Annotated in this window: 16 protein-coding genes; 15 read left to right on the top strand and 1 reads right to left on the bottom strand. The window is 47.3% G+C overall.

Features of this window, described 5'->3' with window-relative positions:
* The first annotated feature begins 66 nt into the window (after window positions 1–66).
* From VV089_RS11430 to VV089_RS11380, 11 genes are all read left to right on the top strand, one after another.
* On the top strand, window positions 67–1,377 hold the full coding sequence (locus tag VV089_RS11430; RefSeq protein WP_172543444.1) for a PTS sugar transporter subunit IIC: 1,311 nt from the start codon (window positions 67–69) through the stop codon (window positions 1,375–1,377).
* Between the two features lie 134 nt (window positions 1,378–1,511).
* A complete protein-coding gene (locus VV089_RS11425; protein WP_172543443.1) occupies window positions 1,512–1,829 on the top strand; it encodes a PTS sugar transporter subunit IIB in 318 nt (105 codons plus the stop codon).
* A gap of 2 nt (window positions 1,830–1,831) precedes the next feature.
* Window positions 1,832–3,316, top strand: coding sequence for a sulfatase (locus VV089_RS11420; RefSeq protein ID WP_334335959.1), 1,485 nt, complete (start codon window positions 1,832–1,834; stop codon window positions 3,314–3,316).
* A 7-nt stretch (window positions 3,317–3,323) separates the two neighbouring features.
* Complete coding sequence (locus tag VV089_RS11415; RefSeq protein ID WP_172543441.1) at window positions 3,324–4,100, top strand: sulfite exporter TauE/SafE family protein; 777 nt, start codon at window positions 3,324–3,326, stop codon at window positions 4,098–4,100.
* Between the two features lie 172 nt (window positions 4,101–4,272).
* Window positions 4,273–4,905 carry a sigma-70 family RNA polymerase sigma factor gene (locus VV089_RS11410; protein ID WP_172543440.1) on the top strand — a complete coding sequence of 211 codons (633 nt, stop codon included), beginning with the start codon at window positions 4,273–4,275 and terminating at the stop codon, window positions 4,903–4,905.
* 18 nt (window positions 4,906–4,923) lie between these two features.
* Complete coding sequence (locus tag VV089_RS11405) at window positions 4,924–6,492, top strand: hypothetical protein (protein WP_334335958.1); 1,569 nt, start codon at window positions 4,924–4,926, stop codon at window positions 6,490–6,492.
* Window positions 6,493–6,756: 264 nt separating this feature from the next.
* Complete coding sequence (locus VV089_RS11400) at window positions 6,757–7,278, top strand: hypothetical protein (RefSeq protein ID WP_334335957.1); 522 nt, start codon at window positions 6,757–6,759, stop codon at window positions 7,276–7,278.
* Window positions 7,279–7,796: 518 nt separating this feature from the next.
* Complete coding sequence (locus tag VV089_RS11395; RefSeq protein WP_334335956.1) at window positions 7,797–9,485, top strand: formate--tetrahydrofolate ligase; 1,689 nt, start codon at window positions 7,797–7,799, stop codon at window positions 9,483–9,485.
* A gap of 104 nt (window positions 9,486–9,589) precedes the next feature.
* Window positions 9,590–9,751, top strand: coding sequence for a hypothetical protein (locus tag VV089_RS11390; protein WP_334335955.1), 162 nt, complete (start codon window positions 9,590–9,592; stop codon window positions 9,749–9,751).
* Between the two features lie 60 nt (window positions 9,752–9,811).
* Entirely contained in the window at window positions 9,812–10,441 is a 630-nt protein-coding gene (locus VV089_RS11385) for a cyclodeaminase/cyclohydrolase family protein (RefSeq protein ID WP_334335954.1), read from the top strand.
* Between the two features lie 39 nt (window positions 10,442–10,480).
* Window positions 10,481–11,332: a bifunctional 5,10-methylenetetrahydrofolate dehydrogenase/5,10-methenyltetrahydrofolate cyclohydrolase gene (locus tag VV089_RS11380; protein WP_172541034.1), complete on the top strand. Its 852-nt coding sequence runs from the start codon at window positions 10,481–10,483 to the stop codon at window positions 11,330–11,332.
* A gap of 144 nt (window positions 11,333–11,476) precedes the next feature.
* Here VV089_RS11380 and VV089_RS11375 read toward each other — a convergent pair whose 3' ends face one another.
* Entirely contained in the window at window positions 11,477–11,929 is a 453-nt protein-coding gene (locus VV089_RS11375; RefSeq protein WP_334335953.1) for a DUF6194 family protein, read from the bottom strand.
* Between the two features lie 243 nt (window positions 11,930–12,172).
* On the opposite strand from VV089_RS11375, the gene VV089_RS11370 reads away from it, so the two are divergent.
* From VV089_RS11370 to VV089_RS11355, 4 genes are all read left to right on the top strand, one after another.
* A complete protein-coding gene (locus tag VV089_RS11370) occupies window positions 12,173–12,694 on the top strand; it encodes an RNA polymerase sigma factor (RefSeq protein ID WP_334335952.1) in 522 nt (173 codons plus the stop codon).
* A 58-nt stretch (window positions 12,695–12,752) separates the two neighbouring features.
* Complete coding sequence (locus VV089_RS11365; protein WP_334335951.1) at window positions 12,753–13,532, top strand: hypothetical protein; 780 nt, start codon at window positions 12,753–12,755, stop codon at window positions 13,530–13,532.
* Window positions 13,533–13,713: 181 nt separating this feature from the next.
* On the top strand, window positions 13,714–14,589 hold the full coding sequence (locus VV089_RS11360; RefSeq protein ID WP_334335950.1) for an ABC transporter ATP-binding protein: 876 nt from the start codon (window positions 13,714–13,716) through the stop codon (window positions 14,587–14,589).
* Complete coding sequence (locus VV089_RS11355; RefSeq protein ID WP_334335949.1) at window positions 14,586–15,671, top strand: ABC transporter permease subunit; 1,086 nt, start codon at window positions 14,586–14,588, stop codon at window positions 15,669–15,671. Before VV089_RS11360 ends, VV089_RS11355 begins: the two co-directional genes overlap by 4 nt.
* Window positions 15,672–15,996 lie beyond the last annotated feature (325 nt).

Below are 15,996 nucleotides of genomic sequence, written 5' to 3'. Positions count from 1 at the left end.
CTGGAAATTAATTTAATGCAGGGTGTACTGAAAGAATATTACGGAACTAAAATGGAGGAAGGACAAATGAGTGTTGTTAGTTTTCTGGTAAATGATTTATTAACCACACCAACTATTTTGATTGGACTGCTGATTCTTCTTGGTTACATATTGCAAAAGGCCGGTATTGTGAAGGCAATTACCGGAACAATCAGTGCAATGGTGGGCCTGCAGCTTATTATATTCGGTGGTAATCAGTTTTCTGCAGTTTTCAAACCGATTACCACTGCAGTATGTGAGGCCACGGGCATTCAAGGCTACATTATGGATTCCTATGCAATGAAAGCGGCCAGCCAGGAGGCTCTGGGGGATGCCTTCGGGTGGATGGCCTATGTGTTTCTGATTGCATTTGCAGTAAATATTGTTTTCGTTATGTTGGGGAAATACACAAAAGTAAAGGGCGTTTTCTTAACCGGAAATGCGGGCACGGCTCATTCCCAGGCAATGCTCTGGCTGATACTGGCTAATTTTGCATTGCCCTCCATAGCGACGATTGTGATTTCCGGCGTACTGGTAGGTATCTACTGGGCATATTCCACGACACTGGCTGCAGGCGTGGTGGACGAGGTGACGGACGGAGGCGGATTCACGGTTGGGCACAATCAGCAGATCGGCATCTGGTTTTTCGGGCGGCTTGCGCCAAAGCTTGCAGGCAAAAAGTCCATTGACTGTGAGGACATGAAGCTTCCTGGATGGCTGGCTGTATTTAATAACAATGTGACCTCTGTAGCTCTCCTGATGTTCGTGTTTGTAAGTTTATTCTGTATTCCTCTCGGAATTGACGGAATTACGGAGCTTTCCGGCGGTACCCACTGGCTTATTTATCTGATTATGGTGGGCATTCAGTTTTCAATGTATATGGTTATACTTCTTCAGGGTGTTCGTATGCTGTGTTCTGAACTGACTGCATCCTTCCAGGGGATTCAGCAGAAGCTTGTACCGAATGCAATCCCGGCGATTGATGTTGCGGCGCTGCTTCCGTTTTCTCCCAATGCGGCAACTATCGGATTTTTGTTCTGTACTCTGGGAACCGTATTTTCTATGGCAATCCTTCTGGTGACCGGCAGTTCCATGATGATGCTTCCGGGCTTTACCCCTTTGTTTTTTTCGGGCGGACCTATCGGTGTGGTTGCCAACAAGAAGGGAGGACTGCGGGCTGTAATTATCTGCTGCTTCCTGCTCGGTGTGATTCAAACCTTTGGAACCTGCTGGGCAATTACACAGATTCATTTTGCATCAGCTACCGGCTGGTCGGGCATGTTTGACCTGTCCACCATATGGCCTGCAGTGATTCAGATAATGCGTTGGATTGGCAGCATGTTTGGAATTACGATATAGCAAATGATTTAAAAGCGCCTTTCAGACGGTGCCCGGATAATTTTCCGAACCCATTTTCTGGAAGCCGGAAATCCATCTGGGAAACCGGGTGCAGTCTGAATGGTGCGGAACTGGAATAGAAAGGAGAACGAGAAATGGAAAACAATAAAATCAATGTATTATTTGTATGCGGTATGGGAATGGGAACCAGTACCATGGCGGAGATAGGAGTGAAAAATAATCTGAATAAGCTTCATATTTCTGCAAATGTACAGCATACCTCCTTAGGACAGATGGAATCCTTACGGGAATGGGCGGATGTTGTTGTGATTTTGAAGAATCTCTTTAATCAGATCACAGTGAAGGAAGGGGAATTTATACTTCCAGTGGTCAATGTAATGGACGGAAAGGGCATTGCGGCCCGGATTGAGGAAATTGTGATTCAGCATTTTCCGGAAGCGAAAGGATCCTGAGCATGAAAGCGATTATTGTATTTTATGATACATTGAACCGCCGGTATCTTCCCTGCTATAATCCGGAGTCAACGACCATTGCCCCCAATTTTACAAGGCTTTCCCGGCACAGCGTCTGCTTTGAAAACAGCTATGTAGGGTCTATGCCCTGTATACCGGCCCGGAGAGAGCTGCACACGGGACGGTATAATTTCCTCCATCGGGAATGGGGGCCCCTGGAGCCTTTTGACGATTCCATGCCGGAGCTTTTGAAGGAAAACGGCATATATACGCACCTGATATCGGATCATCTGCACTACTGGGAGGACGGTGGAAGCAATTACCACACGCGATATTCCTCCTGGGAAATTATCCGCGGACAGGAGGGGGATCACTGGAAGGGACAAAAGGCCGAACCAGAGATTCCTTTGGTAGTCAAGGTGCCCCAGAAGCAGCAGGGCAGCGGAACCTCCGGCCTGTGGCGGTATGACTGGGTAAACCGTCAGCACATTAAGGAGGAGGAGGATTTTCCTCAGACAAAATGCTTTGATCGGGCCTGTGAATTTCTGGAGGTAAACCATGGGGAGGATAACTGGCTGCTTCATCTGGAAACATTTGATCCCCATGAACCCTTCTATGTGCCACAGAAATATCTGGATATGTATCCGGAGGATTATGAAGGGAAGCACTTTGACTGGCCGAGAGGGGCCGCAGAGGAGACGACAGAGGAGATCGCCCACTGCCGCAGGCAGTATCAGGCCTTGGTGACCATGTGCGATCACAATCTGGGGCGTATTCTGGATCTGATGGATCAATATCGGATGTGGGACGATACCTTACTGATTGTAGGTACGGATCATGGCTTCCTTCTGGCGGAACATGGCTATTGGGGAAAGAACCAGATGCCTTACTACAATGAAGTGGCTCATACTCCGCTTTTTATCTGGGACCCAAGGTATAAGGAGCAGGATGTCCGACGGCAGTCTCTGGTGCAGATGATTGACTGGATGCCTACATTGCTTCACTATTTTGATGCGCCGATTCCGGAGGATGTGCAGGGCAGCGTTCTGGATAATGTAATTAAAGAGGATGTTCCCAACCGGGAGTATGCATTATATGGCGTATTTAGCGGGCATGTAAATATTACGGATGGCGATTATGCTTATATGCGGGCGCCTTTGCCGGAGAAAGTTGACGAGATTTATAACTATACTCTGGAGCCCCGGCATATGAACAGCCGCTTTAGTCCAGAGGAAATGCAGACAGCAGTCCTTGTTCCTCCGTTTTCATTTACGAAGGGATGCCCTGTCCTGAAGGTTAAGAGTAAGGATAAATATAAGGTGGGGCGTTTTGGCACCAGGCTGTATGATCTGAAGGCTGATCCAGAGGAAAAGACCCCTATTCAGAATGAAGAGGTGGAAAAGAGGATGATCCGTGCCATGATTAGGGCGATGAAGGACAATGATTGTCCCCGGGAGCAGTTTGAGCGGCTGGGGCTTAAGGTATAAACAGACGATGAGTATATTTTTCAGCTTTATTATTTGTGTGGCGGCTACGGTTATCGGCAGTATCAGCGGGGTGGGTGGAGGCGTCATTATCAAGCCGGTCATGGATGCGGTGTCGGGGATGTCCGTATCTTCTATCAGCTTTCTTTCCGGCTGTACGGTTTTGGGTATGACAACTACATCCATGCTCGGCAACAGGAATGGGCAGGTTAAGATTGAAAAATGCAGGGGAACGCTTCTGGCTGTTGGTGCGGCAGCCGGGGGCGTGATGGGGAAGGAGCTTTTTGAGCGTGCGGTTTCTGCCGGAGGTCCTGGTATTCATGCGGCACAGCAGGTATTGATGGTGGTTCTGACTGTTGGGGTTTTGATTTATACGGTTTATAATGGGCGGATACATGCTCTCAAGGTGGAAAACAAAGCTGTCTGTGTGCTGATTGGACTGGTACTTGGAGGTGTGTCAGCTTTTCTGGGAATTGGAGGCGGCCCTGTTAATCTCGTGGTTCTTTATTACTTTTTTTCTATGGATAGTAAGACGGCGGCGCTGAATTCTCTGTATATTATTTTGATTTCCCAGAGTGCGAGCCTTTTGAATACGCTGATGAGTGGTAATGTGCCGGAATTTCAGTGGAGTATTTTGATTACTATGGTGGCAGGAGGGATTCTGGGAGGGATGATTGGGCGAAGGGTGAGCAAAAAGATGGATAATAGAGGTGTTGACAGACTTTTCCGGGGCCTCTTGGTTGTGATTGCAGGGATTAGTTTTTACAATCTTTGGTGTCTGGTTTAGGTTACATAGTTTTGATATATAATTGGGGACGGAAGCCGCAAAATAAGCTCACAGACTTTTCCAGTTCTGTGGGCTTATTCTGCGGCTGCCTGTTTTTTAAAATATTTTGTATTTTTGTGACATATGCAGTTCTTTAAAAGTATAATAGATACAGGCCTGGAAGGAGGAGCATATGAATCGGGATGTACAACGGAAACAGCAGATAGAAGCTCTGATTTTGAAATATGAGAAAACGGTATATAAGCTGGCTTATTCCTATATGAAGAATAGGCAGGATACCGACGACATTTATCAGGAGGTCTTCCTGCGGTTTTTCCGGAAGAAACCGGAGTTTGAGAGTGAGGAGCATGAGAAAGCATGGTTTATCCGAACGACGATTAATTGCTGTAAGAGCTATTTTTTGTCGGGGTGGGTGAAACGGACGATGGCTATGGAGGAACGGACGATGGGCCGGGAGGACAGCTATGAGATGGAAGAGCGGAGCGAGCTTTTTTATGCGGTGATGGAGCTTCCTGTGAAGTATCGGACGGTGATTCATCTTTTTTACTATGAGGGGTACACGGTGAAGGAGATTGCCGGGCTTCTGGAGGAAAAGGTGACGACGATTACGACCAGGCTGAGCAGAGGACGAGAGCGGCTCCGGGAGGTGCTGGATGCAGAGGCGGCCGGAGAGTCCAAGGTGTATGGGAATGCGGCCTGCAAAAAACGGGCCGGTTCCAAAGGTACGGGAGGCAGAAGTCAGAGTGCTAAGAGTATGGGAAAATTGTCAGTGGCTGGACAAAAGGAAACTTATATTAGATTTTAGAAAAGGAGGAGTGTTGGCATGAGTATAAAAGGATATAAGAATGCATTTTGGGGTATTGAGCCTTCTAAGGAGCTGCACGACTCTTTGCTTCAGGCGGTTTTAAATGAGGAGAATGAAATGAAAATAGAGGATAGAGGAGAAAAACGGGTGAAACGAAGCAGGCGTGTAAGAGCCAGGATGATAGCGGCCTGTGCGGCGGTGATGATTCTCTGTGTATCTATGACGGCAGCGGCAGCCTTTGATTTTAATGAAATTTTCCAGGGCTTCTTTAAAAAGGAAACGGTTGTGGAAGAAGAGGGAAAAAATGAGGTTTCGGCGGTGCCACTGGAGGCTGGAGATGATTTTCTTGCAAGCGCTGGGAATGTGATTCAGGAGGAGACGGTGGGAAACGGCCTTAAGCTGACGCTTCGGGGAACGGTGGGAGACGGCAATGCTCTTTATGCGGCTCTTGATGTGGAGACTGAGGACGGAAGCCCTTTTAGCGCAGAGCAGGAGAGCAGTGTGCAGTCCTACAGGTTTGAGGAGGTTATGCTTGAGGGCGAGGGCATTGGCGGCGACGGTATTGATCGGTGTTACTGCGGCCTGGAGCGGATTGATGATGGCAGCGTGCCGGGGAAGGCGACCTTTTTGCTGTCGGAGATTTTTGAGAATGATTTGAAAGGAAAAGAGATTAAGATGTCCCTGCGGAATCTGATGGCAGAGAGCAATGAGATTGTTGACATGGGCATGGACAAAACCATCTGGGAGCTGCTGCAGGAGTTTGAGCCTTTGGAGATCTGTGAAGGGAGTAACGGAGGCTTAGGGATCGGAATGTGTACAGAAGAAATGGATGCAGATGGCAATATGGAGAGGCATGAGAACTTTATGGTAGAAAAAACTGATAAGCGGATTGCTTTTTCCTCCCAATACCCGGAAGCACGTATTTCCAATATGGGGATCTTTAGAGGGCAGTATGAGGATAATCTGATTGTCAATCTGGATTTTGGGGGAGAGTTTGACTGGGATCTCCTGGATCAGAAGTCTTTGATTGTAATGGATCGCCGTACCGGACAGGTGATCAATGGAAACTCTGGAGCTATGGCTATCGGAAACGGAGCCGAGGAAGATTATTTTCCCGGCATGGAGGGCCAGGCGGATATTGTGGGAGACGATTACGTTTCTTGTCGTTATTGCTTTAACGATATCAGTGAGAGCCAGGCGAAAAATGCAGTCTTTGCCCTGGGCGGCGACGGTTCCTACGACGAATTGTTCGGCGGTGAATGGACTTTGAGCTTCCGGGTGGACTATGAGGACACGATGAAAACCTGGGAATTGCAGGAAAAGGCGGTAGTCGGAAATATAGAAATCAAAAAAGTTCAGATTTCTCCCGTGTCTGCCGTGATGGAATTCGACATATTGTCGGATGACACGGTGGAGTTTGACGATGTTTCGCTGAAGCTTAAGAACGGAAACCAGGTGAAATGGAATGCTATGAGCTGGGATGAGGAAAGAGAAGAAGCCAAATCCTGCCGGATACTCTGGAAGAGTGTGGTGGAGCTGGAGGATATTGAAGGCATTATTGTAAATGGGACAGAGATAGCGTTATAGAATTACGTTTTTGGTCACATGGGAAGGCTATGAAAAAGAACCGCGGCCCTTATCAGGCTGCGGTTCTTTTTCTGGAGCCGGTAATTTATTGATGCTGTTGTCTGTTTCACAGTAATAATTTTTAATTATTTTTTTAATTATTTTTAAGATCTGGAGTGATGGTTTCCGATTGAGTAAATTTATATAATGTGATAAAATATATCTCATTCTGCCGTATTGTTTTTAAGGTGCCATGCATCAACGCCGGATACGCTGAAGATTCGAATGGTCACGCCGGGCGGAACGGTAGAGTATGATATTTTGGTGATGAAATCCCAACAATACACATTGGAAGAGATTTTTAAGAAAGAGCTTCTGCTGTTGATTCCGTTTTATATTTTTTCCCATGAAACACGTTTTGAGGACTACGAGAAAGATGAGATAAAGTTAAATGCATTACAGAGCGAGTACGAACAGATTAAAAATAAGTTAGAAGAACTTTCAGAAAAAGGAACCATCAGCGAGTATACAAGATGTACCATAATTGATATGTCAAATAAGGTATTGGAGCATATAGCTAAAAAGTATCATGCTGTTAGGGAAGGAGTGAAATCGGTTATGGGCGGAAAGGTTCTGGAATATGAAGCAAAGACGATAAAAAGAGAAGGCATAAAAGAGGGTATAAAAGAGGGCATAGAAGGTACCGTATCCATTTTAAAGAATTTAGGCGTACCGCAGCAGACAATCCTGGCTAACATTCAGGAGCAGTATAACTTAAGCCCGGAAGACTCTAAAAAGTATTTGTAATAATGAGTACCCTCAGTGTCCCCTTATCCACTGAGGGCAGGAAGATGCCGGAAAAAACACTGGACGCTTTGAATACAGAGGAGATATAAACACTTTGTAGGACATGCAGAGAATGAAAAAGAGGAAATGTGCTAAAGTGGTATTGAAACACTTGAAATGAGGGATTGACAGCTGCTCTTTTTTAATACGAACCAGTGATTCTGCAAGAATAGTGAAAGCTTATATCTGTTTTCCAATTATAAAATCAGGTTAAATTTCTATTTGAACAGGGAAGAAAGACAGAAAACATCCGACAGTTTGTACGATTGTCGGATGTTTTTCTGTGGAATATAATGGAGACAACGTAGATAAGGACAGTACATAATGGATTGTTAAATTATCTACAAAATAACACCTAACAAGGAAACACCCTTCGGGCAGGGCGGATTTACCTGTAAGGCGAAGAGAAGGCGCCGCAGGAAATGTACCTTGTATACTCGAAAAATTATGGGTGGGTCAAGGAAAGGAGACGTTTCGAAATGGGATTCAAATCAGACATCGAAATTGCACAGGAGACAGTCATGCAGCCGATCACGGAGATCGCGGCAAAAGCAGGGATTGACGACAAGTATCTGGAGCAGTACGGAAAGTACAAAGCAAAGATCGACTACAATCTGTTAAAAGAGAGCAATGCAGAGAACGGAAAGCTGATTCTGGTAACGGCTATCAACCCCACACCGGCAGGCGAGGGCAAGACCACCACAACCGTAGGTCTGGCAGACGGTATGCAGAAGCTTGGCAAGAAGGTTATGGTAGCGCTTCGTGAGCCATCCCTTGGCCCTGTATTCGGTGTAAAGGGCGGAGCAGCAGGCGGCGGCTATGCACAGGTAGTTCCCATGGAGGACATCAACCTTCACTTCACCGGCGACTTCCATGCAATCGGCGCGGCAAACAACCTGCTGGCAGCTATGATCGACAATCATATTTTCCAGGGCAATGCACTGAACATTGATCCCAGAAAGATTACCTGGAGAAGATGCGTGGATATGAACGACCGTCAGCTCCGTAACGTAGTGGACGGCCTTGGCGGCAAGACCAACGGTATGCCCAGAGAGGACGGCTACGATATTACCGTTGCTTCTGAGATTATGGCAGTTCTGTGTCTGGCAAATGACATCACAGATTTGAAGGAAAGACTTGCAAGAATCATCATTGGATATACTTATGGAAAGGCTTCCGAGCAGAAGCCCGTAACGGCAGGAGATCTGAACGCACAGGGCGCTATGGCAGCTCTTCTTAAGGATGCCTTAAAGCCCAATCTGGTACAGACCTTAGAGCATGTACCGGCTATCGTTCACGGCGGACCTTTCGCAAATATCGCACATGGATGTAACTCTGTAACGGCTACCAAGATGGCTATGAAGCTGTCCGACTACACCATCACAGAGGCAGGTTTCGGCGCTGACTTAGGCGCTGAGAAGTTCCTGGATATTAAGTGCCGTATGGCAGGCTTAAAGCCCAATGCAGTTGTTATTGTAGCGACCGTTCGCGCTCTTAAGTACAATGGAGGCGTTCCCAAGGCAGATCTCAACAATGAGAACCTGGAGGCTCTTGAGAAAGGACTTCCCAACCTGCTGAAGCATGTAAGCAATATTAAGGATGTATACAAACTTCCCTGCGTAGTTGCTATCAATGCATTCCCCACCGATACCAAGGCCGAGCTTGACCTGGTAGAGAGCAAGTGTAAAGAACTTGGCGTTAACGTTGCTCTGTCTGAAGTATGGGCAAAAGGCGGCGAAGGCGGCGTGAAGCTGGCTGAAGAAGTAATCCGTCTGGTTGAGGAGCCCAACGACTTCACCTTCTCCTATGAGCTTGAAGGCACCAGCATTGAGGATAAGCTGAATGCAATCGTTCAGAAGATCTACGGCGGTTCCCGTGCAGTTCTGACTGCTAACGCTCAGAAGCAGGCTAAGGAGCTTGAGGCACTCGGATTCGGCAGCTGCCCCATCTGCGTGGCAAAGACACAGTACAGCTTGACAGACGATCAGACCAAGCTGGGCGCTCCCAAGGATTTCGAGGTTACCGTGCGCAATCTGAAGATTTCCGCAGGTGCGGGCTTCATCGTAGCTCTGACCGGCGAGATTATGACCATGCCCGGACTTCCCAAGGTTCCGGCAGCAGAGCGCATCGACGTAGACGAGACCGGCAAGATTTCCGGATTGTTCTAAGTATATCTGTCAGAACTATTATAAACCTATAAAGAACACAGTCGGGAAGGACCCTAACAGGCCCTTCCTGCTTGTGGGTAAAGCAAAAAACAGCAGAAGCCCATATGTGCACAGAAGGATTTACGGACGCAGGTAAAGCGGGCGGAAATTCCCCTCAGAGAGGTGCGGCGGATGGGCGGATGCGGTACTGGAAAAAACAGCAGGAGCCCATACGACGCACAGAAGGATTTACGGACGCAGAGAAAGCGGCCGGAAATTCTTCTTAGATAGGTGTGGCGGATGGGCGGATGCGGTACTGGAATAAGATCTGGAATAGGAGACAAATTATGGGATTTTCAACCAGCAAATGTGATGAATTTGTAGAGGTTTTGGCTTCCAAGGCGCCCGTACCGGGCGGCGGCGGAGCTTCCGCACTGGTAGCGGCAGTCGGCACGGCGCTTGGCAACATGGTAGGCAGCCTTACCGTTGGAAAGAAGAAATATGCGGACGTAGAGGAAGAGATGTACGCTTTGAAGGAGAAGGCGGCAGCCCTCCAGGCAGATTTCCTGCGTCTGATTGATCGGGATGCGGAAGTTTTCGAGCCCTTGTCCAAGGCATACGGAATGCCCAGAGAGACAGAGGAGGAAAAGGCAGAGAAGGCGCGTGTGATGGCCATTGTTCTGAAAGACGCCTGCTCCGTTCCCATGGAGATTATGGAGAAATGCTGTGAAGCTATCGATTTAATCGTAGAGTTTGCCGCTAAGGGTTCAGCCCTGGCAATCAGCGACGCAGGCGTAGGCGTGGCATTCTGCAAGGCAGCACTTCTTGGGGCATCCCTGAATGTATTTATCAACACCAAGTCCATGGCGGACAAGGAATATGCGGCAGAGCTGAATGCAAAAGCAGACGCTATGATTGAAAAGTATACAAAGATTGCAGATGATGTATTTGCGAGCGTGAATGGAAGACTGAGATAGTTTCGGATATTACTGAACTTGAAATAGGAGATTAAGACAATGGCAAAACAGTTATTAGGAAAAGAAGTAACCGCTGCCTTAAATGAGAGAATCAAGGCAGACGTAGCAGCATTAAAGGAAAAGGGTGTCAATCCCACCCTGGGAATCATCCGTGTAGGCGAGCGGCCCGACGATCTCTCTTATGAGCGTGGAGCAACCAAGCGTTGTGAGACTCTGGGCGTAGAGTTCAAGAAGTACCTGCTTCCTGCCGAGGTAACCCAGGATGAGCTTTTGAAGGTTATTGAGGAAGTGAACAACGACGACAATATCCACGGCGTCCTGATGTTCCGCCCACTTCCCAAGCATATTGATCAGAGTGTGGTTGAGAATGCGTTGTCCGCAGAGAAGGACGTAGACTGCCAGACAGACGCTTCCCTTACCGGCGTATTTACCGGCAAGCAGATCGGCTTTCCGCCCTGTACGCCCCAGGCCTGCATGGAGATTCTGGATCACTACGGAATCGACTGCACCGGCAAGAAGGCTGTTGTGATTGGCCGTTCCCTGGTAGTAGGAAAGCCTGCGGCCATGATGCTGATTAAGAAAAATGCAACTGTAACCATCTGCCATACCAGAACCAAGGATATGCCCAGCGTAACCCGTGAGGCAGAGATCCTCATTGTAGCAGCCGGACGCGCAGGCGTGGTAGGCAAGGAATACGTATCCCCGGGCCAGACGGTTATTGACGTAGGAATCAATGTGAACGAGGAAGGCAAACTCTGCGGCGACGTGGCTTTTGCAGAGGTAGAGCCCATCGTAGAAGCCATCACCCCTGTACCGGGCGGCGTAGGCAGCGTGACAACCTCTGTACTGGTTGGACATGTGGTAGAAGCAGCTAAGAGGAAATATTTGTAAAAATGGTGAGATAGGGTAAACCTATTTTCATATGAATTTTAAGCATGTTAAAAACCAGGATACTCCTTTTTGTGGAAGGCGTATTCTGGTTTTTTAACGCTTTTTTATAAAATGGATTGAAAAAATAGGCTGCCGTGCATACCATTAAGGCTGTTTCCTGTTTTTAAATTTCTCCATAGCATATTCATAAGATTCCTGTATCAGCTCTTTCAGCTCCTCAAAGGTTTTCTCCGACGGATTCAGAACACACACCCATCCCATCCAGGCATAAACCGGGTGTGGGAGGATGGTATCTAAGGAAGTAAAATCAAAATCCATATTCACAACATCTCCCCCAGAGGGGCGCTTAGGAATGACGCCGAAGCGTTTAAGGAAACTCTGTTTCCTCAAACCTACATTGACGCGGTATACATCCATACGATTCAGCATAGAAGCCTTGTCATGCTCCCCATCCTTTTCTTTGATTGTTAAAACATAGACGCCCCGTTTCAAGGCGCCGCCCGGATTATAAAAAATTCCTTTCTCTCCCCAGCTTTCTACGAAAACCACATCCTTTAAATGAGATAAACAGTAAGATAATATTTCATTACTAGTCATAGATTCTCCCTTTGGTATCTTTGATGTTATCGAATTATTTTTGAAACACAGGTAGATTATCATATTAATAATGACATCATGTGTCATGGTTTTGCATAAAAGCAGAAAAAGATTTATAATTTCTTAAATCTTTTTCCGCTTTTTTTCCGTTATAGTTATTGTAAGACGTTTTACAAAAGGATATTTTTAAAAATACATACCAGCTAGATTTTTAAAAGCGCTCCATAAGGGAGAGGACAAAAATTGAAGGACAGCGAGCTGATAAAGAAAATCAAACAGGGCGAGACAGAGCTTCTGGATGTTCTGATTGAAGGGCATTACGATGGAATCTACCGGTTCTGCTATTATAAGATCGGAGACCGGGAGGCGGCCTATGACTGTGCGCAGGAGACCTTTTTGCACCTTCTGCGGTATCTGGACACTTATGTGGAGCAGAAGAAGTTCAAAGCATATCTGTACCGGATAGCAGGAAATGTGTGCACGGACTGGTTCCGGAAAAATTCCGTACAGTTTGCAGGAGAGGAGCTTCTGGAGACGATTGCAAAGGAGGATGGGGAGCTTAAAAGGCTGGAACTGTCCGATGAGGTATTCCGGGCCCTTCAAGTTCTTTCGCAGGCACAAAAAGACGTGATCATGCTTCATTTCTTTTATGATTTCAAGCTTCGGGAGATTGCACAGATTATCAATGTTCCCATGTCAACGGTTAAATCACGCCTGAAGCAGGGGATGGATAAGCTGAAGGCTTATATGGACAGGAGCATATAAAGAAAAGAAACCAGGGCGGATAGAAAAGAATGAAAACAGAAAGGCGGTGTCGGAAGGTTTGAACAATAAGGAAATAAATGAAAAACAGATAAAAGAGATTCGTTCTCTTCTGGAACATGCAAAGCAGCCGGACATAGACGAAGGAAGGAAACGCAAGACCTTAGAATTGCTGCAGGCGGAGAGAAAGCGGCTTCATATACGGTCGAAAAAGCCCTACGGACAACGGGTATGGGAGCAGATACCTTATATTTCTCCGGCTGCCTGGCTGCTCCAGGGAATTCTGCTTCTGATGATAGGATGGGGATTCTATGCAGAGAGGAGAGAAGAGGTTCTATTGTATCTGCTGTTCTGCGCGCCGATGGTAGGAGTTGTGGGATTCACGGAGATTATGCGAAGCTACCGGCAGAATATGTGGGAGCTGGAGCAGGCATGCCGCTACAATCTGCGTCAGCTTATGGGGATGCGGATGCTCATCTTTGGAATTGCCGACACTCTGGCGGCGTGCGGCGTGGCGGTTATGGGATTGGGAGCAGGAGTACAGGTATGGGAGGTGGTATTTTTTTATTTTATTCCTCAGATACTTTCCGACTGTGTGTATCTGTACCTGATGGCCCGGTTCCGGCGGCGTTTCCAGGGAACGGCCCTGCTTGGCTCGGCGGTGCTTATGATGTTCTTCTGGATGAACTTACTTCAGGGCGTTCCGTATAATAAGCAGCTGATGCAGAGAATTGCAGAGCCTTTCGCATTGACACTGATGCTGTCTGCAAGCGCAGGGCTGCTGGCATGGTGCTGCGCGCACTTTTTAAAAGGAATGGAGGCAGAGTGCTGCGAAGCGTAGAATTACGGAACTGTCGAAGCGGCTTTACCCTTTAGTGCTGTAGCGCAGCGACTTTGAATCAGTAATATTCCTCAAAGTGCACAAATCCATTTACAGACACATGGTTTTGTGGCTGGAAATGGATTTCATACCCGTGTACTTTGAGGAATATTACGGAACTGGAATAGGAGGATTGTGATATATGGAACTAAGGTTAGACCGGCTGACAAAACAATATAAGCAGAAGCTGGCGGTAGATAGAATTGATCTGGAACTAAAATGCGGAGTATACGGGCTCCTGGGAGCAAACGGAGCAGGCAAAACCACCTTAATGCGCATGATCTGCGACATCCAGGAGCCAACTTCCGGCGAAATATTCTGCAATGGGCAGAACATCCGGGAAATGGGAGAGGAATACCGGGACCGCCTAGGCTATCTCCCCCAGAATTTCGGCTACTATCCGGAATTTACAGCCTACAAATTTTTACTGTACATCGCATCCCTAAAGGGGCTGGGAAAAGAGCAGGCAGCCGTCCGGGCCCTGTATCTTCTGGAAATGGTAGGCCTGGCAGATCAGAAAAAGCAGAAAATCAAGACCTTTTCCGGCGGTATGAAGCAGCGTCTTGGAATCGCCCAGGCCATGCTGAACGAACCGGAAATCCTGATTCTCGATGAGCCTACGGCAGGCTTAGATCCCAAGGAGCGCGTGCGCTTCCGAAACCTTATCAGCTCCTTTTCCAAGGATAAGATTGTGCTGCTGTCTACCCATATCGTATCGGATGTGGAGTACATCGCCGATGAAATCCTGGTTATGAAGGACGGCCGTCTGATTCACAAAGGCGCCCCGGAAGTGGTGACACAGGAAGCAAAAGGACTGGTATGGGAGTGCAAAGTGGAGTCTAAAGATGCAGAACGCTATATAGAACAATACAATGTGGGGAATCTGAAAAACGTAGGAGATAAGACCACGCTGCGTATCATCTCTGATACCTGTCCCTGTGAGGGAGCCGTTGAGGTGGAACCGACCTTGGAGGATCTGTATCTTTATTATTTCAGCGAGGAGGGAAAGAGAATATGATGCGTCTGATTCGATTTGAATTTGAAAAAATAGTGAATAAAAAGATTGTGTATGCAGTCATTGCATTTATCCTGATTATGGGCTGTGCCATGTGCACAGGCAGAGGAGCGGGCGCCCAGATTGTTAGAAAGCCAGACGGCAGCTATCTGGAGGGACGGGAGGCAGTCAGGTACGACAAGGAAATTGCGGCTGAATATGAAGGCGTACTGACAGAGGAAAAGGTGGAGGAGATTCTAAAGACCTATAGTCCCAATGCAGAGGACGGTTCTTTCTGGGGCATAAATAATATCTATAATTCTCTGGTTAGTCATTGGGGAGAAATGGACGGAACCTATGACGGCACGGATGTTTTGTCAGAATTTCCCAATTATCGGGATGACAGGCCCATGGTATTGGGGTACAACGAAGGATGGTTAAGCTTTCTGGAAACAGGGGCTTATATGATGATATTTATAGGATGTCTGCTGGTGATAGCGCTGGCGCCGGTGTTTTCCGAGGAATACACCAGAGGGACTGATGCTCTGATTCTCACATCGCGGCATGGAAAGCGCAAATGTGCCTGGGCTAAAATCATAGCTTCCTATCTTTTTACCTTCTTAAGCGTGGGAGTCTGGCTCCTGTTTCAGAGCTTTGTCTATTGGAAAGATTTCGGACTTGACGGGAGCGGAGGCAGTGTACAAATCAATAACCATTTTTTGTTTTATGATGTTCCGTATTTTTTGACTAATATGGGGGCGGCAGGCTATTGCCTGATACTCTGGATAGGGGGCTCTCTGATCCTGACAGCCCTTGTGCTGCTTCTCTCCGCACTTTGCAGATCCTCCTTTGCAGCGGTAATTGCGGCCCTGGCCTGTTATGCCCTTCCGTCCACCCTTGGACAGATGGGAGTGCCGGCGGAGATTTTAAGCCTCAATCCCACCTGGGACTTTCTGATGGAGACGCCTATGACGATTCCAAAGCTTTCCCTTATGGGAGGAGTGCAGGTCTCCTACGTGTGGGTGACGGCAGCCTTTGGCCTGGGGATGTCAGTGCTATCCTTTGTCCTTTGCCGCAGAATCTTTGCAAAGCATCAGGTAACATGAAATAATTTCGCTGATTCACGGTCAAAAACCATTCATTGAAGCCGCTTTTGGATCTTCTATTGATTTGCTGGTTTTTTGTGTTATGATATAAAAAACGTATCACAGTTGTGATTTTCATATTTTTCAAAAACAGAATAGAGGCATAGTTGACTTTCCTTCGCATTTTTCATACAATCTGTATGAGGGTGCAAGCTGCTAAATATCTTCTTGAGCCAGGAGAGGGGAATGGCACGTTCCCCCTCTCTATATGGCTGAAAGCCCCAGCGCATTCAAAGAGATGTGCTGCCGCATCCGCCTGGAGACAGATTTCGGAAAGAAACAAAGG

Origin of the sequence: Candidatus Merdisoma sp. JLR.KK011, assembly GCF_036941125.1 — a bacterium.
In the GTDB taxonomy this organism is placed as follows: Bacteria; Bacillota; Clostridia; order Lachnospirales; family Lachnospiraceae; genus Laedolimicola.
The sequence above is the reverse complement of the archived record's forward strand: the minus strand, read 5'-3'. Positions and strand labels throughout refer to the sequence as shown.

What these genes read in the sequence shown, in the direction of transcription:
- VV089_RS11390 (WP_334335955.1), top strand. Translation starts at nt 9,590, where the DNA reads ATGTGCACAGAAGGATTTACGGACGCAGGTAAAGCGGGCGGAAATTCC.
- VV089_RS11400 (WP_334335957.1), top strand. Translation starts at nt 6,757, where the DNA reads ATGGTCACGCCGGGCGGAACGGTAGAGTATGATATTTTGGTGATGAAA.
- VV089_RS11375 (WP_334335953.1), bottom strand. Translation starts at nt 11,929, where the DNA reads ATGACTAGTAATGAAATATTATCTTACTGTTTATCTCATTTAAAGGAT.
- VV089_RS11405 (WP_334335958.1), top strand. Translation starts at nt 4,924, where the DNA reads ATGAGTATAAAAGGATATAAGAATGCATTTTGGGGTATTGAGCCTTCT.
- VV089_RS11430 (WP_172543444.1), top strand. Translation starts at nt 67, where the DNA reads ATGAGTGTTGTTAGTTTTCTGGTAAATGATTTATTAACCACACCAACT.
- VV089_RS11420 (WP_334335959.1), top strand. Translation starts at nt 1,832, where the DNA reads ATGAAAGCGATTATTGTATTTTATGATACATTGAACCGCCGGTATCTT.
- VV089_RS11360 (WP_334335950.1), top strand. Translation starts at nt 13,714, where the DNA reads ATGGAACTAAGGTTAGACCGGCTGACAAAACAATATAAGCAGAAGCTG.
- VV089_RS11425 (WP_172543443.1), top strand. Translation starts at nt 1,512, where the DNA reads ATGGAAAACAATAAAATCAATGTATTATTTGTATGCGGTATGGGAATG.
- VV089_RS11410 (WP_172543440.1), top strand. Translation starts at nt 4,273, where the DNA reads ATGAATCGGGATGTACAACGGAAACAGCAGATAGAAGCTCTGATTTTG.
- VV089_RS11380 (WP_172541034.1), top strand. Translation starts at nt 10,481, where the DNA reads ATGGCAAAACAGTTATTAGGAAAAGAAGTAACCGCTGCCTTAAATGAG.
- VV089_RS11355 (WP_334335949.1), top strand. Translation starts at nt 14,586, where the DNA reads ATGATGCGTCTGATTCGATTTGAATTTGAAAAAATAGTGAATAAAAAG.
- VV089_RS11385 (WP_334335954.1), top strand. Translation starts at nt 9,812, where the DNA reads ATGGGATTTTCAACCAGCAAATGTGATGAATTTGTAGAGGTTTTGGCT.
- VV089_RS11395 (WP_334335956.1), top strand. Translation starts at nt 7,797, where the DNA reads ATGGGATTCAAATCAGACATCGAAATTGCACAGGAGACAGTCATGCAG.
- VV089_RS11415 (WP_172543441.1), top strand. Translation starts at nt 3,324, where the DNA reads ATGAGTATATTTTTCAGCTTTATTATTTGTGTGGCGGCTACGGTTATC.